This is a genomic window from Pseudomonas sp. S10E 269 (assembly GCF_002798465.1).
Classification (GTDB): Bacteria; Pseudomonadota; Gammaproteobacteria; order Pseudomonadales; family Pseudomonadaceae; genus Aquipseudomonas; species Aquipseudomonas pergaminensis.
Genome location: NZ_PHIJ01000001.1, coordinates 2,795,230 through 2,814,541, shown reverse-complemented (window position 1 = coordinate 2,814,541; position 19,312 = coordinate 2,795,230). Strand labels below are relative to the sequence as shown.

Here is a 19,312-nt window from a genome sequence, read left to right as displayed (position 1 = left end):
CTCCTTAAGCTGCATCGCGCTTGGCGCCGTTGCGGTAGGCCTCTACCGCAACGATCAAGGCTTGCAGTATCGCGGCGCTTTCGCCGATCACCGACAGGTCGGCACGCTTGATCATGTCGCAACCAGGGTCAAGGTTGATTGCCACTACTTTGTCGCAGGCGCCAATGCCCTGCAGGTGCTGGATCGCCCCGGAAATACCCACGGCCACATAGACCCGCGCCGTGACCCAGGTGCCGCTGGCGCCGACTTGGCGATCACGCGCCATGAAGCCATCGTCCACCGCCACCCGCGAAGCGCCTTCGGTGGCGCCCAGGGCGGCGGCGGTCTGGTGGAACAGCGCCCAGTCCTTCACGCCGTTGCCGCCAGAGAAAATAAACTCTGCCTCGGCCATGGGAATCGCCGCCGGGTCCACCGCCACCGCGCCGAGGTCTTCGATGCGTGGCAGGCTGCGCGCCAGAGCTGTGGATAACTCCACTGGCAGCACTTCGTGACGGGTTTCGCTGACTGGCTCAGCGCATTCTGCGGCAGCCAGGATCAAGCGCGGCAGCGGCCGCGCCAAGTCTTCCTGGCCAGCGCCGGCGCGGCCGATGCACTCGTCGCCCTTGATCTGCCACACCCGTGTGGCCGGGCGTTCCTTGAGGCTGGCGGCAAAGCGCCGACCCAGTTCGCCGCCACCGCTGCGGCTGTCCGGCAGCAACCAATGACGCGGGTTGAACTGGTTATCCACAGCGCGCAAACCTTGTACCCGCTGTTCCGGTGAATAACCGTCGAACTCATGGCCTTCCAGCACCAGCAGACGGTCGACGCCAGCGGTAGCGAACGCACTCTCCTTGTGTTCGCCAAACACCACCGCCAGCACCGCACCGTCACTGCCGGCGAGCTGCCGCGCCAGGCCCAGCAAGTCGCGGTCGTGGCTGCTCAGGCGGCCACCCACCATGTCCGGCACCACGTTGATGTAGAACGCCGGCGCAGGCACCTGGTGCAGTGGCAACTGAACCTCCACCGCCGCGGTGCGCTTGGCTGCCCCGCCCTGCTGGGCGCCGCTGCGGTCGATGCGCTTGATGCCGTTGGGGCCGATAAAACCGACGCCATGTACGTTCTTGCGGATGACGCCGTTGGGTCCCATCCAGCTGTGTTGCACCGGCTGCATCGCCGCGTGCAGCGGGTGCAGGCGGTTGCGGGCGATCCATTCGGCCCGTGGGTCGCGGCGGATAATGTCGCTCATTAATGCACCTCCGCAGGTTCACGCTTGATGGGAGCTTTGGTGGGCGCTGCCTCTTCAAGTAATGCGTCGGCCACCAGCTCGGCAATATCCTTGATCAACGGTCGCGGCTCGACCACGCCTTCCAGCATCGCCGTGCACTGTGGACAACCCACGGCCACCAGCTCGGCGCCGGTTTCGCGGATGTCTTCCATGCGCATATCGGGGATCCGTTGCTTGCCGGGAATGTCGGTAATCGGCGCCCCGCCACCACCGCCGCAGCAGCGTGAACGGAAGCCCGAGCGCTGCATCTCCTTGACCTCAATGCCCAGCGCCCGCAGCACTTGGCGCGGCGCCTCGTACTCGCCGTTGTAGCGCCCCAGGTAGCACGGGTCGTGATAGGTCACGCTGTTGCCTTTGTGTTGGCCCAGGTTCAGCGCGCCCTCGCCGATCAACTCGGCCATGAAGGTGCTGTGATGCTGCACGAGGTAGTTGCCGTTAAAGGCGCCGTACTCGTTCTTCAGCACGTGGAAGCTGTGCGGGTCGCAGGTGACGATGCGCTTGAAGCTGTACTTGGCCAATGTCTGGATATTGCGCGAAGCCAGCAACTGGAAGGTCGCTTCATCGCCCAGGCGACGGGCCACGTCGCCACTGTCGCGCTCCTCCAGGCCGAGCACGGCGAAGTCGACCTTGGCTGCTTTCAGCACTTTGACGAATGCGCGCAAGGTCCGTTGGTTACGCATGTCGAAGGCGCCATCGCCCACCCAGAACAGCACCTCGCAACTGCCCTTGTCGCTGAGCAGTGGCAGGTTCAGATCCGCTGCCCAGTTAAGGCGCCCGCCCGGCGCGAAGCCGCCAGGGTTGTCGGTGGCGATCAGGTTTTCCAGGACTTCGGCGCCCTTGTTCGGCGTGGCGCCCTTTTCCAGGGTGAGGTGGCGACGCATATCGACGATGGCGTCCACGTGCTCGATCATCATCGGGCACTCTTCCACGCAGGCGCGGCAGGTGGTGCACGACCACAGGGTCTCGGCGTCCACCAGGCCGTTGACGATGGGCTGGTGCGGGTTGCCGCTGTGTTCGCCGATCGGTTTGCCTGGATAGGGGCTGCCGGCGAACTTGGCATCCGTGCCGCCGGCCAGGCCAACGACCATGTCCTGGATCAGTTTTTTCGGGTTCAGTGGCTGGCCGGCGGCGAACGCCGGGCACGCGGCTTCGCACTTGCCGCACTGCACGCAGGCGTCGAAGCCGAGCAGTTGGTTCCAGGTGAAATCCTTGGGTTTTTCCACGCCCAACGGCGCGGTTTTATCGCTGAGGTCCAGCGGCTTCAACCCGGTGGAACGGCCACCGCCAAAGCGTTCGGCGCGACGGTGCCAGGCCAGGTGCAGGGCACCCGCGAAGGCGTGCTTCATCGGGCCACCCCAGGTCATGCCGAAGAACATCTCGGACACGCCCCACAGCACACCGACACCCAGCAACGCGGCCAGCAGCCAGCCGCCGAAATCAGCCGGCAGGATGCCCGCCACCGGCAGCGTCACCAGGAAGAAGCTCACCGAGAACGCCATCAGGCTTTTCGGCAGGCGCATCCACGGGCCTTTCGACAAGCGCGCCGGCGGATTGCGCCGACGCAGGTAAACGAATGTGGCGCCGACAAACATCAGCACCGAGGCCAGTAGCAAGGCGTAACCGAGGATGCGGTTATGCAGGCCAAAACCGTGCACCAGGATCGCCAACAGCGCCGACAACACAAAGCCCAGCGCGGTAGCGACGTGGGTGTTGGCGATGTATTTGTCGCGGGCGACCACGTGGTGCAGGTCGACCATGTAGCGCTTGGGCATGGCCAGCAGGCCCCCCAGCAGGTCGACCTTGGAAGCACGGCCACGGCGCCACATGTTCACCCGGCGCAGGGCGCCAAGGACGGCAAGCCCCAGGGCCGCGAACAAGAGGATAGGAAGCAAGGTGTTCAACATGGTGAAGCTCCCAAAGACCACACAGGTCCTGCATGGGAGCCGGCTCACTGTGGGAGCTGGCTTGCCTGCGATGGCATCGCCTCGGTATCACTCAAAACCGAGTCGCCTGCATCGCGGGCAAGCCCGGCTCCCACACTGATCAGCTCCCACATTTAGATCGAGTACACAGTGGTTCTGTGGTTTTCTAGAAATCCTTGCACAAGCGCAGGGCGTCATAGATCGCAGCATGGGTATTACGCTGCGCCACACAATCGCCAATGCGGAACAGCAAGTACCCGTCACCCGCCTCGCTCAGGCACGGCTGCGGCTTGATCGCGAACAAGGCTTCGACGTCGATCTGACCCTTGTTGCGCGAGCCTTCCTTGAGCGCGTAGTAGATGGCTTCATCCGGACGCACGCCGTTCTCCACCACCACCTGGTCAACCACCCGCTCCTCTTTGGCGCCGGTGTATTCGTTCTCCAGCACCGCCACCAGCTTGTCGCCCTCGCGGTAGACCTTTTCCAGCATCATGTCGCCGGTCATGATCACTTCCTTGGGGTACATGCTGCGGTAGTAGGTCGGGAACGACGTACCGCCGATGGCCACGCCCGGCTTGATATCGTCGGTGACGATCTCGACCTGGCTGCCTTTGTCCGCGAGGAAATCCGCCACCGACATGCCGGTGAATTCGCAGATGGTGTCGTACACCAGCACGTTTTTACCCGGTGCCACCTTGCCGTCGAGCACGTCCCAACTGCTCACGACCAAGCCTTCAGCCGCGCCCCAGTGTTCGTTCTGCTCGACATTCGGGTGCCCGCCGACCGCCAGTACCACCACGTCCGGACGCACGTCCAGGATAGTGTCGGCATCAGCGGCCACGCCCAGGCGCAGGTCGACCTTCAACCGTGCCAGTTCCAGTTGGTACCAGCGGGTGATACCGGCAATCTGGTCACGTTGCGGCGCCTTGGACGCCGTGGTGATCTGCCCACCAATAAACTCTTTTTTCTCGAACAGGGTCACGTCGTGACCACGTTCGGCTGCCACGCGCGCAGCCTCCATCCCGGCCGGGCCGGCACCGACCACCACAACCTTGCGTTTGACGCCGGTGGTTTTTTCGATGATGTGCGGCACACCCATGTATTCACGGGACGTCGCGGCGTTCTGGATGCACAACACATCCAGGCCCTGGTACTGGCGGTCGATGCAGTAGTTGGCGCCGACGCACTGCTTGATCTGGTCGATCTGGCCCATCTTGATCTTGGCGATCAAGTGCGGATCGGCGATGTGTGCACGGGTCATGCCGACCATGTCCACGTAGCCGCCTTCCAGGATGCGCGTGGCCTGGTTCGGGTCCTTGATGTTCTGCGCGTGCAGCACCGGGACCTTGACCACTTCCTTGATACCGGCAGCCAGGTGCAGGAACGGCTCCGGTGGGTAACTCATGTTGGGGATCACGTTGGCCAGGGTGTTATGGGTATCGCACCCCGAGCCCACCACGCCGATGAAATCGAGCATGCCGGTGTCGTCGTAATACTTGGCAATCTGCTTCATGTCCTCATGGGACAGGCCGTCCGGGTGGAATTCGTCACCACACAGGCGCATGCCCACGCAGAAGTCATCACCCACTTCGGCGCGCACGGCTTTCAATACTTCCAGGCCGAACTTCATGCGGCCTTCAAAGGTGCCGCCCCATTCGTCGGTACGTTTGTTGACCCGTGGGCTCCAGAACTGGTCGATCATGTGCTGGTGCACGGCGGACAGTTCCACCCCGTCCAGGCCACCGGCCTTGGCGCGCCGTGCGGCCTGGGCGTAGTTGCCGATCACGCGCCAGATTTCTTCCGGCTCGATGGTCTTGCAGGTGGCACGGTGCACCGGCTCACGCACGCCGGATGGCGACATTAGGGTAGGCCAATTGAAGCCGTCCCAACGCGAGCGACGGCCCATGTGGGTAATCTGAATCATGATCTTGGCGCCATGCTTGTGCATGGCGTCAGCCAGGTTCTGGAAGTGCGGGATAATCCGGTCGGTCGACAGGTTGACCGAACTCCACCACTCCTGCGGGCTGTCGATGGCCACCACCGAGGAACCACCGCAGATTGCCAGGCCGATGCCGCCCTTGGCTTTCTCTTCGTAATACTTCACATAGCGGTCGGTGGTCATGCCGCCGTCGGTGGCGTACACCTCGGCGTGGGCGGTACTGAGCACGCGGTTGCGGATGGTCAGTTTGCCGATCTGGATCGGCGCAAACATTGCTTCGAAAGCCATGGCACGGTCCTCGGCTTACAACGGCTTGACGGTGAACAGGCCGTCATCGTGGCCCTCTTCGGAGCCTCCGTAGACTTGTTCGGCGACGGTGCGGATCTGGCTGCCGCGCGCTTGCAGAATCTGGTCCATGGCACCGGCAAACCAGCCGGTGAACATGTAGTCCACTTTGCGCCCGACCTTGCCGTACACGTAGACGAAGGCCGAGTGTTCGAGCTTGACGCTGGCGGTGCCTTTGTCGAGGTCGATGTCCTGGATCTTGAACAGGCCCCAGCCGCGTTGCGACAGGCGCTTCATGTAGTGCTCGAACACCGCGACGCCTTCCAGGCCGTGGCATTCGGCTTCTTTTTCACACCAGTGCCAGGCGGATTTGTAGCCGGCCTTGTAGAGGATCTCGGCATAGGCGTCGGCGCCCAGCACTTCTTCGATACCGATGTGGTTGTTGACGAAGAAATGGCGGGGCACGTACAGCATCGGCAGGGCGTCGGAAGTCCAGACACCGGTTTCGCTGTCGACTTCGATAGGCAATTGCGGGGCGATCTTGGCCATGGAAACTTAACTCCAGAAAATTCTTGGTAGTGCCCCCGACGCGGACGGCCGGGGGAGAAATGCGGTGGCTTATTCGCCCCAGACGTCTTTCAGGACGCTGACCCAGTTCTCGCCCATGATCTTGCGCACCACGCGCTCAGGATGGCCGCGCTTGAGCAGGGTCTCGGTGAGGTTGGGGAACTCGCCCACAGTGCGGATGCCCAGCGGGTTGATGATCTTGCCGAAGCTGGTCAGGCGGCGCGCGTAGCCCTTGTCATGGGTCAGCATTTCGAAGAAATCCTGGCCATGGCCCTGGGTGAAGTCGGTGCCGATGCCGATCGCGTCTTCACCGACGATGTTCATGGTGTACTCGATGGCTTCGGCGTAGTCGTCGATGGTCGAATCGATGCCCTTGGCCAGGAACGGCGCGAACATGGTCACGCCGACAAAGCCGCCGTGGTCAGCGATGAACTTCAGCTCTTCATCGGACTTGTTGCGCGGGTGCTCTTTAAGGCCGGACGGCAGGCAGTGGGAGTAGCACACGGGTTTTTTCGATTCGAGGATGACTTCTTCGGACGTCTTGGAACCCACGTGGGACAGGTCGCACATGATGCCGACGCGGTTCATCTCGCCGACGACCTCACGACCAAAGCCCGACAGGCCGCCATCGCGCTCGTAGCAGCCGGTGCCGACCAGGTTCTGGGTGTTGTAGCACATCTGCACCACACCGACGCCGAGCTGCTTGAAGATCTCCACATAGCCAAGCTGGTCTTCGAAGGCATGGGCGTTCTGGAAGCCGAAGATGATGCCGGTCTTGCCTTGTTCCTTGGCTTTGCGGATATCAGCGGTGGTTTTCACCGGGATCACCAAATCGCTGTTCTCACGGATCAAGGTCTGGCTGGCCACGATATTGTTGATGGTGGCCTGGAACCCTTCCCACACCGACACCGTGCAGTTGGCAGCGGTGAGGCCACCTTTGCGCATGTCCTCGAACAGGTCGCGGTTCCACTTGGCAATAATCAGCCCGTCGATAACGATGCTGTCGGCGTGCAATTCGGCTGGGCTCATCAGGCGTCCCCTTATTGGCGATTCATGCGCCGAATCGTCTGCCGGCGCTTTGGGGCCAGCATATGCCCAGGGGCCGACAGAGCCGGGTGCAAAAACGACAGGGGAATTGCCGAAAGCGTCAATCCGCGACAAAGGCTGTTAAGAGAGGTCTGACTGGCGGCTGTTCTTTGTCCTACGCTTGAGCCAGAATTCCCGCATCACCTGATATGAGACGGCGCAATGAAATCGATTTTCCTGGCTTTGGCACTCATCGCAACCGGCGCCCACGCGGCCGAAGACACCGACAGCACGCCGTGCGACGGCATTGAAAACGACAAGCAAACCCTGGAATGCGCCACCTACAACAAAACCACTGCAGAGCAGTTGCTCAAGGATAACTATCAGGGCCTGCTGGAACGCATGGGTTCGACCTATGGCAGCGACAAGACCAAACTGGCCGACATTACCGCTCGTCTGAAGGATGCCCAACAGAAATGGGAAAAACTGCGCGACGCCGACTGCGCCGTGGACACCTTCCCGGCGGTGAACGGCACCAAGGCCTATGCCATTGCGCAGAATGATTGCCTGGCGCGGATGAGTGATGAGCGGTCGGAGTTTTTGGAGTCGATCGGGCAGGAATAAGCGACAATCCCCGCCACTTTCTCTCTGGACCAAGGCTACCCATGAAGACTTGCGGCATCGAAATCAAAGGCAGCGAAGCCATCATCGCTGTCGCCTCCCTGGACAACCAGGCGCTGACCCACGTTGCCCTGGCCACCAAAAAGATCGCCCTCGACGATGATGACGAGGCCGCCAACGTCAAAGCCTTCGCGGCCCAGGTGAAGGCGTTCGTGCAGGAAAACGCCGTCGAGCGTATCGCGATCAAGAAGCGCAGCAAGAAAGGCGAGTTCGCCGGTGGCCCGACGACGTTCAAGATTGAAGGGGTGTTTCAGTTGCTGGACGGGGTTGAGGTGACCTTGCTGTCGCCGCAGACCATTAATGCGCAGAACAAGAAGCACAATTTTGATCTGCCCGCGACGCTGAACAAGTATCAGCATGAGGCGTACAAGGCGGCGTGTTCAGCGCTGGTCAAGAAATAAGCCACACCCTATATCAATGTGGGAGCTGGCTTGCCTGCGATGGCGGTGTATCAGCCAGCATCTACAGCGCTGCCTCACCGCTATCGCAGGCAAGCCAGCTCCCACATGTGCTCAGCGTTTGATTCAGTTAAGTGCACGGCGCCGGTGCTGCAGCCAATCACCGAAGGATTTGTCCTCCAGGGCATAACCCCCCCGGCTCGACTTCCATACCAGCTCTTTATCGCGCAGGGCATCGATACAGGCCTGAATGGTCTGCGTGCCTGGTACCACGTCGCTGCCCATGTCTTCCAAGACCTTGCTGACGGCCGTGATGGTGCTGTCGGTAAACGGCGCGAACGGTTCGTTGTTCTGTGAACGCTCCACCATCACTTCCAGCACCGCACGCTGGGGAATGGTGAGGGCGTTCCAGGCACTTTCGAACTCGGTCCAAACGCCGGCGCGCAGCAGTTCGGCGCGACTGTGCAGCAGTTGGCCCAGATTGCTCGCCTCCCCCAGTTCCAAGGCCACTTCACCAATGATGGTGCGCAACATTTCCGGGCGACGGCCCACCAGCTCAAACGCTTCATCGATGTCGGCAGCATTGAACTGGTTGGTCTTGGCCAGAAGGCCGTTGAGGTACACGGTGTAGGCCTGTGTGAATGCTTTGCCCAGCAGTGGAAATGGCGTGATGCTGGACCCGAAGAACGGCTGGCTTTTACCTAATACCAGGTGGGCAAGCTTGTCGCGATTGGACCCCGTGAACACCAGGCGCAACCCGCTGCCCTCGCCTTCACGGCCTTGGTTGAGCTGGTCCCGTGCGGCCTTGAGGGCAAACATCGCATTAACACCGGCTTCGGTGGTGAGCGCGTGTTGCGCTTCGTCGATCACCAGCACGACGGTTTTCTCGGCAGCCCTGTGAAGCAACTCCAGCGCTTGCGTCAGTGTCGCGCCAGCAGGCAATTGCGGCTTGGTGAAATCCCAGGACAAGGTGCGCAGGAAGCTGAGCTTTTCAATGCCGATATTCTTGGCCAGCTTGCGGATGCCCTTTTCAAAGGGCACCAGGGCACCGGCGATGGCACTGGAGATCAGGTCGGCGGGGTCTTTTTCTTTGTCCGCCCATAGATCGACATACACAGCCAGCCAACCACGCGCCTGGCATTGCGGAACAAGGTCCTCACGCAAAAAAGTACTTTTGCCCGTGCGACGCGGCGCCGCGAGAAACAGGCCAGAGGTGAAATCCTGAATACCGGCGCCCACCAGGCCATCGGCAATGCTGCTTGCCAGGTCGGGGCGGCGGAACACGAAGCCGCTGTTCTTGGACATGCTTTTATACCCAATTATGGAAAGGACTATAAATTATAGTCGTGAGTATAATTGACTATAATCAGCCGTCAAACGACCTCCCGTCGCCGATCTTCCCTTGGGCATTTCGCAAACCGTGCCCGATAACTCCGCGTGAAATACGACGGCGACTCAAACCCGCAGGCAATGCTCACTTCCAGCACACTCATACCGCTTTGACGTAAGAGCTGCCGGGCTTTCTCCAGGCGCAGGCCGAGGTAGAAGTTGCTCGGGGTGTCATTCAAATGCAGGCGAAACAGCCGCTCCAGCTGGCGCCGGGTCACCTTGATCGTCTCAGCCAGGGCCAATGTGCTCAGCGGCGGCTCGGTGTGCTGTTCCATCTCACCGATCACCTGCACCAGCTTCTTATTGTTGATGCCATAGCGCGTGGCGATCTGCATGCGTTGGTGGTCTTTGCGTGGACGGATACGGCCGAGCACGAATTGCTCGGAGACTTGGATCGCCAGGTCGGGGCCATGGGCCTGGGCGATCAGGTCGAGCATCAGGTCGATGGACGCAGTGCCGCCGGCGCAGGTGATACGGCGGCGGTCGATCTCGAACAGCTCCTGGGTGACGCTCAGGTGCGGATAGGATTCCTTGAAGGCGTCGATGGCTTCCCAGTGCAGGGTCAGGCGGTGGCCGTCGAGCAGGCCGGCTTGCGCCAGTACGCAGGCGCCCGTATCGATGGCGCCGAGGGTCACGCCATCGTGGTCGAGACGGCGTAGCCAGTGCTCCAGCGCAGGCGTGGCGAACTGCAGCGGTTCGAAGCCCGCCACCACCAATAACGTCGCGCCCTTTTTCAACGGTTCCAGCGCGGCGTCGGCGTTGACCGACATGCCATTGCTCGCCAGCACCGCGCCGCCATCGGCGCTCAGCACGTGCCAGCGGTATAGCTCGCCACGAAAGCGGTTGGCCACCCGCAGCGGTTCGAGCGCAGAGATAAAACCGATGGCCGAGAAGCCCGGCATCAGCAGAAAGTAGAAATCCTGGGACATGGTAGCGCTCTCGTCGGACGGGCAGCGTGGCACTGTGATACTCCCGTTCTCGGCTGGATTCAAGGGGGCAGGTCGCTGCAGTGCAAGAGCTGGTCGCCGCCGTGCGTTTTGTCGGCCCTCAAGCTGCGTAACTTGATCCTACGGCGCACAAAGACGCCGGACCCCACAATAACGACCTGCCGAGGGATCCACCATGAACCGACTGATCAGCCGCTGCGTGCTTGCACTCAGCGCCAGCGCCATCTTGAGCACGAACGTATTGGCTGCCGACGCGGCATCTTGCCAGAACGTGCGCATGGGCGTGGTGAACTGGACCGACGTAATCGCCACCAGCGCCATGACCCAAGTGTTGCTCGACGGCCTCGGCTACAAGACCAAACAGACCAGCGCCTCCCAGCAAATCATCTTCGCCGGCATTCGCGACCAGCGCCTGGACTTGTTCCTGGGCTACTGGAACCCGCTGATGACCCAGACCATCACCCCGTTCGTCGACGCCAAGCAAGTCAAGGTGCTCGACAAGCCCAGCCTGGAAGACGCCCGCGCCACCCTCGCCGTGCCGACTTACCTGGCAGACAAAGGCCTGAAAACCTTCGCCGACATCGCCAAGTTCGAAAAAGAGCTGGGCGGCAAGATCTACGGCATCGAGCCAGGCTCGGGCGCCAACACCCAGATCAAGGCAATGATCGCCAAGAACCAGTTCGGCCTGGGCAAATTCCAACTGGTGGAATCCAGTGAAGCCGGCATGCTCGCCGCCGTCGACCGTGCGGTTCGCCGCAAGGAAGCCGTGGTGTTCTTCGGCTGGGCGCCGCACCCGATGAACGTCAACATCGCCATGACTTACCTCACCGGCAGCGACGATGCCCTGGGCCCGAACGAAGGCATGGCCACCGTGTGGAGCGTCACCGCGCCGAACTACGCCGAGCAGTGCCCGAATGTGCACAAACTGCTGACCAACCTGACCTTCACCGCCGCTGACGAGAGCCGGATGATGCAGCCGTTGCTGGATCACAAGGACGCTATCGAGTCCGCCAAGCAGTGGCTCAAGGATCACCCGCAAGACCAGGCGCGCTGGCTGGAAGGGGTGACCACCTTCGACGGCAAGCCGGCCGCGGCCAACCTGCAACTGACCAGCAAATAACTTTTTCTGAACCACCGTTTCGCAGCTCAACCGGGCTGCGAACGGCACCACCACGCCTGTAAGGAACCGCCTCATGAACCACGACGTCATCATCACCTGCGCACTCACCGGTGCTGGCGACACGACCAGCCGCAGCCCACACGTGCCGGTCACCCCCAAGCAAATCGCCGCTGCGGCCGTGGAAGCCGCCAAGGCCGGCGCCACCGTTGTGCACTGCCATGTGCGCGACCCCGAGACCGGCAAATTCAGCCGCGACGTCGCCCTGTACCGCGAAGTAATGGAGCGCATCCGTGAGGCCGACATCGACATCATCGTCAACCTCACCGCCGGCATGGGCGGCGACCTGGAGATCGGCGGCGGCGAGAACCCGATGGAATTCGGTCCCAACACTGACCTGGTCGGCCCGCTGACCCGCCTGGCCCACGTGGAAGAACTGCTACCGGAAATCTGCACCCTCGACTGCGGCACCCTGAACTTCGGCGATGGCGACACCATTTACGTGTCCACCCCGGCGCAACTGCGGGCGGGCGCCAAACGCATCCAGGAACTGGGCGTAAAGGCTGAGCTGGAGATCTTCGACACCGGTCACCTGTGGTTCGCCAAGCAGATGATCAAGGAAGGCCTGCTCGACGACCCGCTGTTCCAACTGTGCCTGGGCATCCCATGGGGCGCGCCGGCCGACACCACCACCATGAAAGCCATGGTCGACAACCTGCCCGCCGACGCGGTGTGGGCCGGCTTCGGCATCGGCCGCATGCAAATGCCGATGGCGGCGCAAGCGGTGCTGCTGGGCGGCAACGTGCGGGTCGGCCTGGAAGACAACCTGTGGCTGGACAAAGGCGTGCTCGCCACCAACGGCCAACTGGTGGAACGCGCCAGTGAAATCCTCAGCCGCCTGGGTGCACGGGTCATGACCCCGGCCGAAGGTCGCGTGAAGATGGGCCTCACCAAACGCCGCTGATCAAAATGTGGGAGGGGGCTTGCCCCCGATGGCGGAGGATCAGCACCAGCTGTATCGACTGACACACCGCTATCGGGGGCAAGCCCCCTCCCACAGGGGATTACCAACCTCTTTAGGAATTTGCCATGCGCTTTATTACAGAAATCAAAACCTTCGCCGCCCTCGGCAGCGGTGTCATCGGCAGCGGCTGGGTCTCCCGTGCCCTGGCCCACGGCCTGGATGTGGTCGCCTGGGACCCGGCGCCCGGTGCCGAAGCCGCACTGCGCAAGCGTGTCGCCAACGCCTGGGGTGCCTTGGAGAAACAAGGCCTGGCACCGGGCGCCTCCCAGGACCGCCTGCGCTTTGTCGCCACCATTGAAGAGTGTGTGAAAGACGCCGACTTCATCCAGGAAAGCGCCCCGGAGCGCCTGGAACTGAAACTGGATCTGCACAGCAAGATCAGCGCGGCGGCCAAGCCGAATGCGTTGATTGGGTCGAGCACGTCCGGCCTGTTGCCGAGCGAGTTCTACGAGGGCTCGACCCACCCTGAGCGGTGCGTGGTCGGCCATCCGTTCAACCCGGTTTACCTGCTGCCGCTGGTGGAAGTGGTCGGCGGCAAGAACACCGCGCCGGAAGCCGTTCAAGCCGCGATCAAGGTGTACGAATCCCTCGGCATGCGCCCCCTGCATGTGCGCAAGGAGGTCCCAGGCTTTATCGCTGACCGTCTGCTCGAAGCGCTGTGGCGTGAAGCCCTGCATCTGGTCAATGACGGCGTGGCCACCACCGGCGAAATCGACGACGCGATCCGCTTTGGCGCGGGCTTGCGCTGGTCGTTCATGGGTACCTTCTTGACCTACACCCTGGCCGGCGGCGACGCCGGCATGCGCCACTTCATGGCGCAGTTCGGCCCGGCACTGCAATTACCGTGGACCTACCTGCCGGCGCCGGAGCTGACCGACAAGCTGATCGACGATGTAGTCGACGGCACCAGCGATCAACTGGGCAACCACAGCATTTCGGCGCTGGAGCGCTATCGTGATGACTGCCTGCTGGCGGTGCTGGAGGCGGTGAAAACCACCAAGGCCAAGCACGGCATGACCTTCGCCGAATAACGGAACCCCTGACATGCCCGCACTCACCACCTACACCACCCAGGTCCACCCCGACTGGGTGGACTACAACGGCCATCTGCGCGACGCGTTCTACCTGCTGATCTTCAGCTACGCCACCGACGCGCTGATGGACACCCTGGGCCTAGACAGCGAAAACCGCGAAGCCAGCGGCCATTCACTGTTCACCCTGGAGCTGCACCTCAACTACCTGCACGAAGTGAAACTCGGTGCCGACGTGGAGGTGCATACCCAACTGATCGCCTTTGATGCCAAGCGCCTGCACCTCTATCACAGCCTGCATTTAGTGGGAGATGAAAAGGAGCTGGCGGGCAACGAGCAGATGCTGCTGCACGTTGATCTGGCGGGCCCGAATTCGGCGCCGTTCACCGAGGCCACATTGGAAAGACTCACGGCTATCAGTGCGGAGCAGGCCGACCTGCCGCGCCCCGCCCTGCTTGGCCGAGTGATTGGACTGCCGCTGAAAAAATAGCCACCCAAAAAACCATAAGGAGCCACCATGCAAACCGCCGCCGCTGTTGCCGACTTCCGTACTTACCCGAAGATCTGCTACATCGCGGACGTCAGGGTGCTGGAGGATCAAATCCTTGTGCAGTGGGTGGATGGGCGGGTCAGCCCGTTTCATCATCAATGGCTGCGGGACAACTGCCCGTGCACGGAATGCGTGTACAGCGTGACCCGTGAGCAGGTGCTGGAGATTGTCGACGTGGATGCCAATCTCAGTGCGGCCTCTGCATGCATTGATCAAGGCAATCTGAGCCTGGAATGGAGCGGCGGGCACCGCAGCCAATACGATCCCGGCTGGCTGCGGGCCCATGCCTACGACGATGAATCCCGTGCCGAACGCCGTGCCGCAAAGCCCAAATCGCAGTTGTGGGACAGTCGCTTCCAATTACCGGTTTTCGAATACAAGGCGGTCATGGAGGACCCGCACGCACTGCTGCAGTGGCTGCTGGCGCTGCGCGATTCGGGCCTGACGCAGATCCGAGGCGTCCCCACCGAGCCCGGCTCCCTGGCGCTGGTCGCCAAGCGCATTGCCTTCATCCGCGAGAGCAACTTCGGCGTGCTGTTCAACGTGCAATCCAAGGCCGATGCCGACAGCAATGCCTACACTGCTTTCAACCTGCCGTTGCACAGTGATCTGCCCACGCGCGAGCTGCAACCGGGCTTGCAGTTTTTGCATTGCCTGGTGAACGATGCCAACGGCGGCGAGAGTATTTTTGTCGATGGATTTGCCATCGCCCATGCGTTGCGCACAGAAGACCCCGAAGCGTTTCGCGCACTGTGTGAAATACCCGTGGAGTTTCGCAACAAAGACCGTCACAGCGACTATCGCCGCCTGGCGCCGATCATTGCGCTGGATGCCCTGGGGGAGGTGGCGGAGATTCGCATGGCCAACTTTCTGCGCGGGCCGTTCGAGGCCAGTGTGGAACAGATGCCCTTGCTGTATCGGGCCTACCGGCGGTTTATTGCAATGACGCGGGAGCACCGTTTTCGGCTGGTCAAGCGCCTGAACCCGGGCGAGTTGTGGTGCTTCGACAACCGCCGCACCTTGCATGCACGCAATGCTTTTGATCCCACTTCGGGGGCGCGGCACTTCCAGGGGTGTTATATCGACCGGGATGAATTGCTCTCGCGCATCCTGGTATTGCAGCGCTAGACCGTGTCGGCGATGGCGTCCGTGTAATCAGCACAAATCCCAGGCAAAAAAAGCCCCGGTCCAGCCGTGACTGGATCGGGGCAGAGTGCTTTGTGTGGCGTGACATCCCGAGGGTGACCAAACCTTCAAGTTGCTTGCCTGGCATTCAGTGTGCCTATTACTTCTGTTGGCAAATGGCTCGAAAACGACCTGCTCATAGCCATCTGAGGCATTCGTGCAATCTGCCCTTGCCGACCGTTTGAGCGGCTACCAGAATCCAAGTCAAACCCCGCTCCCTTCACCAGGATAAACGTCATGATGCATGCGGATTTGATTGACCAGGATGACCTGCTGGGCCAACTGCGCTCGCTGGGTTTCGAAGTGTCCAGTGGCGCCACTGCCGAACAGGCCTGCGAGTGTGCCGTGCGCGGTTTGAGCCCGGCGCGGGCCAAGGCCCTCAAGGGCATGGTTGAGCAGATGTATACCGGCAGCGCGACGATTCTGCCGGCCGTGCGGCAGGCAATCGACAAACAGCTGCTGCCGGCGTTGGTGCAGTTCAAACAGAACTCCGGCGCCTGATAAAACGCCATCGCAGGCAAGCCAGCTCCCACATTTTGAATGTATTCACAGATCACAATGTGGGAGCTGGCTTGCCTGCGATGAAGCCCCCTCGGTCTAGAGCCTTACACTGGCAAACGTCGACTCGTTGCGCGCCTGGCTCAACGCCGACATCGGCCCCGACAACGGTGACAACACCAGTGCCTGCGGAATTGGCATCATCGCCACTTGCTGGGTGGTGTTGGAACCCACACGCTCATCCCGTGGCGGAATGCCGAAGTATTCGCGGTAGCACTTGGAGAAGTGCGGCGTCGACACAAACCCGCACACCGAAGCCACTTCGATGATCGACATCGGTGTTTGCTTGAGCAACTGCCGTGCACGAATCAAGCGCAGCTTGAGGTAGTAGCGCGATGGCGAGCAGTGCAGGTATTTCTGGAACAAACGCTCAAGCTGGCGACGCGACACGGCGACATACACCGCCAGCTCATCCAGGTCGATCGGCTCTTCCAGGTTGGCTTCCATCAGCGCGACGATTTCCTGCAGCTTCGGCTGGTTGGTGCCGAGCATGTGCTTGAGCGGCACACGCTGGTGGTCCTGTTCATTGCGGATGCGTTCGTACACGAACATCTCGGAGATCGCCGCCGACAGTTCACGGCCGTGGTCGCGGCTGATCAGGTGCAGCATCATGTCCAACGGCGCGGTGCCGCCGGAGCTGGTGAAGCGGTTGCGGTCGAGGGTGAACAGGCGTGTGCTCATGGCCACGCGGGGGAAGGCCTCCTGCATCGACGCCAGGCATTCCCAGTGCACGCTGCAATCAAAGCCATCGAGCAAACCGGCGCAGGCCAGGGCCCAACTACCGGTGCACACCGCACCCAGGCGACGGGACTGACGCGCCTGGCTTTGCAGCCACGACACATGTTCACGGGTCACGGTGCGTTGGATACCCACGCCGCCGCACACGATTACGGTGTCCAGGGCTGGGGCTTTGTGCATGGACGCATCGGGGGTGATTTGCAGACCGTCGCTGGCCCACACCTGGTTTCCGTCAACGCTCAAGGTCGTCCAGCGATACAACTCGCGACCGGAGAGCTGGTTGGCCATGCGCAGGGGTTCGACTGCGGAGGCCAGGGAAATCAGCGTGAAATTGTCCAGCAGCAAAAAGCCGATGGATTGAGGCGCACGGTTCTGGGGTTGGGCCCCGGAGTTGAACGACGTCATCGCGGTATCTCCTCACACAAAGCGGGTGATGGCCTCAGGCGAGGCTCTTGTTATTGCGCTCTGCACCTTAAGGAAACTCCTATGGCGAGACGCTTTGTGTTGATAGAGCAAATGCCATGCCTAAACTTGAATGGCCGTCCAATAACTCCTAAAAACGACCTGCTGACCCGTCTAAATAAGCCCGCGCGCGAAGTACGGGATATGCCCCGAAAAGGACGTCAGAGCGAGCCTGCTCAAGGTGTGTGAGCAGATCGGTAGCACTTGTGGGAAGGCACTTTGAGGACGTAGGAGAAGTCTGTCACCACACGCACAGGTGACGGGTGGTCGGGCGGGAAATCGTTTGGGAGCTACTTATCTGTTTGCGACGCGCTAAAAGGTGGCGCTTTTGCATCCGGGTGTTCACTTTATGCGCAATGTTGTCTGGACTACCGTATTCGCGAGCAAGCCCGCTCCCACACTTGACCGCGTTCTCATGTTGGAACTCGATCAAATGTGGGAGCGGCGGTGCGACGATTCGACTTGCTCGCGAATACAGGCGACGCGGTCTCAACACTCAACAGCGCTGACCGCCAACCCACCCCGCGATGTCTCTTTGTACTTGTCATGCATATCCGCCCCGGTATCACGCATGGTGCGGATCACCCGATCCAGGGAGATAAAGTGCTGGCCATCGCCACGCAGCGCCATTTGCGCCGCGTTGATCGCCTTCACTGCCGCAATTGCATTGCGCTCGATGCACGGCACTTGGACCAGCCCACCCACCGGGTCGCAGGTCAGGCCGAGGTTGTGTTCCAGGCCGATTTCGGCGGCGTTGCACAGTTGCTCCGGCGTGGCACCAAGAATCTCCGCCAACCCGGCTGCAGCCATGGCGCAAGCCGAGCCCACCTCCCCCTGGCAGCCGACTTCGGCACCGGAGATCGAGGCGTTCTTCTTGCACAGAATGCCCACCGCCGCAGCGCCGAGCAGGTAGTCGACCACATTGGCTTCCGTCACTTCTTCACTGAATTTCATGAAGTAGTGCAGCACCGCCGGAATGATCCCCGCCGCGCCGTTGGTAGGCGCGGTCACCATGCGCCCACCAGCGGCGTTTTCCTCGTTCACCGCCAGGGCGAACAGGTTGACCCACTCCATGGCGCTCAAGGTCGAGCCGATCACGTTCGGCTTGCCCAGCTCCTGCAAACTGCGGTGCAACTTGGCCGCGCGACGGCGCACGTTCAGGCCACCGGGCAAGATGCCTTCGTGCTTGAGGCCTTGCTCCACGCAGTCCTGCATGGCGCGCCAGAGTTTCATCAGGCCGCTGCGGATTTCTTCTTCGGAGCGCCAGACCTTTTCGTTGGCCAGCATCAATTCGGCGACGCGCAGGTTGTGGGTCTTGCACAGCTGCAACAGCTCGACCGCGCTGGAGAAATCATAAGGCAGCTCGGTGCGATCCATGTCCGCCACGCCGCTCTGCGCCTGGGCTTCATCCACTACAAAACCACCGCCCACTGAATAGTAGGTGTCGCGGTGCAGCTCGCCGTCATCACCAGACACCACCAGCGTCATGGCGTTGGGGTGGAACGGCAGGTTCTCGTCGAGCAGGCGCATGTCCCGTGCCCATACAAAAGGCACTGGCAAACGCCCATCCAGCAGCAGTGTGTCGGTCTCGCGCAGGGTGTGGATGCGCAGACCGATTTGCGACGGATCGATCGCATCCGGCCACTCGCCCATCAGGCCCATGATGGTCGCAGTGTCGCTGCCATGGCCGATGCCGGTGGCCGACAATGAGCCGTAGAGCTGAACTTCGACGCGCCTGACTTGTTCCAACAGTTCACGTTCACGCAGTGCCTGGACGAACAACGCCGCGGCGCGCATGGGGCCGACGGTGTGAGAACTAGAAGGCCCGATGCCGATCTTGAACAGGTCGAAAACGCTGATAGCCATTAACGTGGAACTCCGCAGGTGAGCAGGCCGGACACCAAGGAGCTGCTACGCTCAGATCGCCCAGATGGCGGCATCATCAAGCTTTTACTCGCCGTCACGGCGTCTCACACCGACGCACTCATGCTCACCAGCGTCGCGCCCGTGCGATCGCCTGTTTTGGCCGTTTTTAGCGGTGCAGATGGGCAAAACCTACAGTTTTGCCGCTGGAAAAATCTGTAAGCGACGTCACCGACACTGGATACGACCATCCCTGTACTGGATACGACGCCCCCTGTAGGCGTCAGATTTTCACTGGTACATGATCAGTCTCGACTCGTTTGCAAGGCACCGTGCCAGAGCTGTTGTCGCACGCACCAACCGCAA

Annotated in this window: 17 protein-coding genes; 8 read left to right on the top strand and 9 right to left on the bottom strand. The window is 61.5% G+C overall.

Features of this window, described 5'->3' with window-relative positions; all coding sequences use genetic code 11:
* Positions 1-4 precede the first annotated feature (4 nt).
* From CWC48_RS13000 to CWC48_RS12980, 5 genes are all read right to left on the bottom strand, one after another.
* On the bottom strand, positions 5-1,225 hold the full coding sequence (locus CWC48_RS13000) for an electron transfer flavoprotein subunit alpha/FixB family protein (protein WP_099493078.1): 1,221 nt from the start codon (positions 1,223-1,225) through the stop codon (positions 5-7).
* Positions 1,225-3,168: a dimethylglycine demethylation protein DgcB gene (dgcB, locus tag CWC48_RS12995; RefSeq protein WP_078050489.1), complete on the bottom strand. Its 1,944-nt coding sequence runs from the start codon at positions 3,166-3,168 to the stop codon at positions 1,225-1,227. Before dgcB ends, CWC48_RS13000 begins: the two co-directional genes overlap by 1 nt.
* A gap of 184 nt (positions 3,169-3,352) precedes the next feature.
* The gene (gene dgcA / locus CWC48_RS12990; protein WP_099493080.1) at positions 3,353-5,413 is read right to left on the bottom strand and encodes a dimethylglycine demethylation protein DgcA; all 2,061 of its coding nucleotides are present in this window, start codon (positions 5,411-5,413) and stop codon (positions 3,353-3,355) included.
* A gap of 15 nt (positions 5,414-5,428) precedes the next feature.
* Entirely contained in the window at positions 5,429-5,959 is a 531-nt protein-coding gene (locus CWC48_RS12985; protein ID WP_016977793.1) for a DUF5943 domain-containing protein, read from the bottom strand.
* A 69-nt stretch (positions 5,960-6,028) separates the two neighbouring features.
* Positions 6,029-7,006, bottom strand: coding sequence for a dipeptidase (locus CWC48_RS12980; protein ID WP_078050491.1), 978 nt, complete (start codon positions 7,004-7,006; stop codon positions 6,029-6,031).
* A gap of 219 nt (positions 7,007-7,225) precedes the next feature.
* Between CWC48_RS12980 and CWC48_RS12975 the strand changes: the two genes are divergently transcribed.
* Together CWC48_RS12975 and CWC48_RS12970 are read left to right on the top strand one after the other, a co-directional pair.
* Positions 7,226-7,627 (top strand): lysozyme inhibitor LprI family protein, encoded by a 402-nt coding sequence (locus CWC48_RS12975; protein WP_078050492.1) that lies wholly within the window; start codon positions 7,226-7,228, stop codon positions 7,625-7,627.
* A gap of 41 nt (positions 7,628-7,668) precedes the next feature.
* Positions 7,669-8,085: a DUF3010 family protein gene (locus tag CWC48_RS12970; RefSeq protein ID WP_078050493.1), complete on the top strand. Its 417-nt coding sequence runs from the start codon at positions 7,669-7,671 to the stop codon at positions 8,083-8,085.
* A gap of 123 nt (positions 8,086-8,208) precedes the next feature.
* On the opposite strand, the gene CWC48_RS12965 is transcribed toward CWC48_RS12970, so the two are convergent.
* Together CWC48_RS12965 and CWC48_RS12960 are read right to left on the bottom strand one after the other, a co-directional pair.
* A complete protein-coding gene (locus CWC48_RS12965; RefSeq protein WP_100491980.1) occupies positions 8,209-9,387 on the bottom strand; it encodes an AAA family ATPase in 1,179 nt (392 codons plus the stop codon).
* A gap of 68 nt (positions 9,388-9,455) precedes the next feature.
* Positions 9,456-10,400: a GlxA family transcriptional regulator gene (locus tag CWC48_RS12960; RefSeq protein ID WP_078050495.1), complete on the bottom strand. Its 945-nt coding sequence runs from the start codon at positions 10,398-10,400 to the stop codon at positions 9,456-9,458.
* Positions 10,401-10,593: 193 nt separating this feature from the next.
* On the opposite strand from CWC48_RS12960, the gene CWC48_RS12955 reads away from it, so the two are divergent.
* The 6 genes from CWC48_RS12955 to CWC48_RS12930 all read left to right on the top strand — a co-directional run bounded on the left by CWC48_RS12955 (position 10,594) and on the right by CWC48_RS12930 (position 15,826).
* Complete coding sequence (locus CWC48_RS12955; RefSeq protein ID WP_099493084.1) at positions 10,594-11,538, top strand: choline ABC transporter substrate-binding protein; 945 nt, start codon at positions 10,594-10,596, stop codon at positions 11,536-11,538.
* A gap of 73 nt (positions 11,539-11,611) precedes the next feature.
* Positions 11,612-12,499 carry a 3-keto-5-aminohexanoate cleavage protein gene (locus CWC48_RS12950; protein ID WP_100491979.1) on the top strand — a complete coding sequence of 296 codons (888 nt, stop codon included), beginning with the start codon at positions 11,612-11,614 and terminating at the stop codon, positions 12,497-12,499.
* 125 nt (positions 12,500-12,624) lie between these two features.
* A complete protein-coding gene (locus tag CWC48_RS12945; RefSeq protein WP_100491978.1) occupies positions 12,625-13,590 on the top strand; it encodes an L-carnitine dehydrogenase in 966 nt (321 codons plus the stop codon).
* Between the two features lie 13 nt (positions 13,591-13,603).
* Positions 13,604-14,080 (top strand): thioesterase family protein, encoded by a 477-nt coding sequence (locus tag CWC48_RS12940; protein ID WP_100491977.1) that lies wholly within the window; start codon positions 13,604-13,606, stop codon positions 14,078-14,080.
* Positions 14,081-14,107: 27 nt separating this feature from the next.
* Positions 14,108-15,268, top strand: a complete 1,161-nt coding sequence (locus CWC48_RS12935) for a gamma-butyrobetaine dioxygenase (RefSeq protein ID WP_100491976.1) — start codon at positions 14,108-14,110, stop codon at positions 15,266-15,268.
* A 294-nt stretch (positions 15,269-15,562) separates the two neighbouring features.
* Positions 15,563-15,826 carry a hypothetical protein gene (locus CWC48_RS12930; RefSeq protein WP_028618238.1) on the top strand — a complete coding sequence of 88 codons (264 nt, stop codon included), beginning with the start codon at positions 15,563-15,565 and terminating at the stop codon, positions 15,824-15,826.
* A 96-nt stretch (positions 15,827-15,922) separates the two neighbouring features.
* Here CWC48_RS12930 and CWC48_RS12925 read toward each other — a convergent pair whose 3' ends face one another.
* Both CWC48_RS12925 and CWC48_RS12920 read right to left on the bottom strand, forming a co-directional pair.
* Entirely contained in the window at positions 15,923-17,026 is a 1,104-nt protein-coding gene (locus CWC48_RS12925; protein ID WP_005792167.1) for a GlxA family transcriptional regulator, read from the bottom strand.
* Positions 17,027-17,572: 546 nt separating this feature from the next.
* The gene (locus CWC48_RS12920) at positions 17,573-18,949 is read right to left on the bottom strand and encodes an L-serine ammonia-lyase (RefSeq protein WP_078050499.1); all 1,377 of its coding nucleotides are present in this window, start codon (positions 18,947-18,949) and stop codon (positions 17,573-17,575) included.
* Between the last annotated feature and the right edge of the window lie 363 nt (positions 18,950-19,312).

Excerpts from the sequence above, each read along its gene's own strand:
- CWC48_RS13000 (WP_099493078.1), bottom strand. The coding sequence starts at position 1,225 with ATGAGCGACATTATCCGCCGCGACCCACGGGCCGAATGGATCGCCCGC.
- dgcB (WP_078050489.1), bottom strand. The coding sequence starts at position 3,168 with ATGTTGAACACCTTGCTTCCTATCCTCTTGTTCGCGGCCCTGGGGCTT.
- dgcA (WP_099493080.1), bottom strand. The coding sequence starts at position 5,413 with ATGGCTTTCGAAGCAATGTTTGCGCCGATCCAGATCGGCAAACTGACC.
- CWC48_RS12985 (WP_016977793.1), bottom strand. The coding sequence starts at position 5,959 with ATGGCCAAGATCGCCCCGCAATTGCCTATCGAAGTCGACAGCGAAACC.
- CWC48_RS12980 (WP_078050491.1), bottom strand. The coding sequence starts at position 7,006 with ATGAGCCCAGCCGAATTGCACGCCGACAGCATCGTTATCGACGGGCTG.
- CWC48_RS12975 (WP_078050492.1), top strand. The coding sequence starts at position 7,226 with ATGAAATCGATTTTCCTGGCTTTGGCACTCATCGCAACCGGCGCCCAC.
- CWC48_RS12970 (WP_078050493.1), top strand. The coding sequence starts at position 7,669 with ATGAAGACTTGCGGCATCGAAATCAAAGGCAGCGAAGCCATCATCGCT.
- CWC48_RS12965 (WP_100491980.1), bottom strand. The coding sequence starts at position 9,387 with ATGTCCAAGAACAGCGGCTTCGTGTTCCGCCGCCCCGACCTGGCAAGC.
- CWC48_RS12960 (WP_078050495.1), bottom strand. The coding sequence starts at position 10,400 with ATGTCCCAGGATTTCTACTTTCTGCTGATGCCGGGCTTCTCGGCCATC.
- CWC48_RS12955 (WP_099493084.1), top strand. The coding sequence starts at position 10,594 with ATGAACCGACTGATCAGCCGCTGCGTGCTTGCACTCAGCGCCAGCGCC.
- CWC48_RS12950 (WP_100491979.1), top strand. The coding sequence starts at position 11,612 with ATGAACCACGACGTCATCATCACCTGCGCACTCACCGGTGCTGGCGAC.
- CWC48_RS12945 (WP_100491978.1), top strand. The coding sequence starts at position 12,625 with ATGCGCTTTATTACAGAAATCAAAACCTTCGCCGCCCTCGGCAGCGGT.
- CWC48_RS12940 (WP_100491977.1), top strand. The coding sequence starts at position 13,604 with ATGCCCGCACTCACCACCTACACCACCCAGGTCCACCCCGACTGGGTG.
- CWC48_RS12935 (WP_100491976.1), top strand. The coding sequence starts at position 14,108 with ATGCAAACCGCCGCCGCTGTTGCCGACTTCCGTACTTACCCGAAGATC.
- CWC48_RS12930 (WP_028618238.1), top strand. The coding sequence starts at position 15,563 with ATGATGCATGCGGATTTGATTGACCAGGATGACCTGCTGGGCCAACTG.
- CWC48_RS12925 (WP_005792167.1), bottom strand. The coding sequence starts at position 17,026 with ATGACGTCGTTCAACTCCGGGGCCCAACCCCAGAACCGTGCGCCTCAA.
- CWC48_RS12920 (WP_078050499.1), bottom strand. The coding sequence starts at position 18,949 with ATGGCTATCAGCGTTTTCGACCTGTTCAAGATCGGCATCGGGCCTTCT.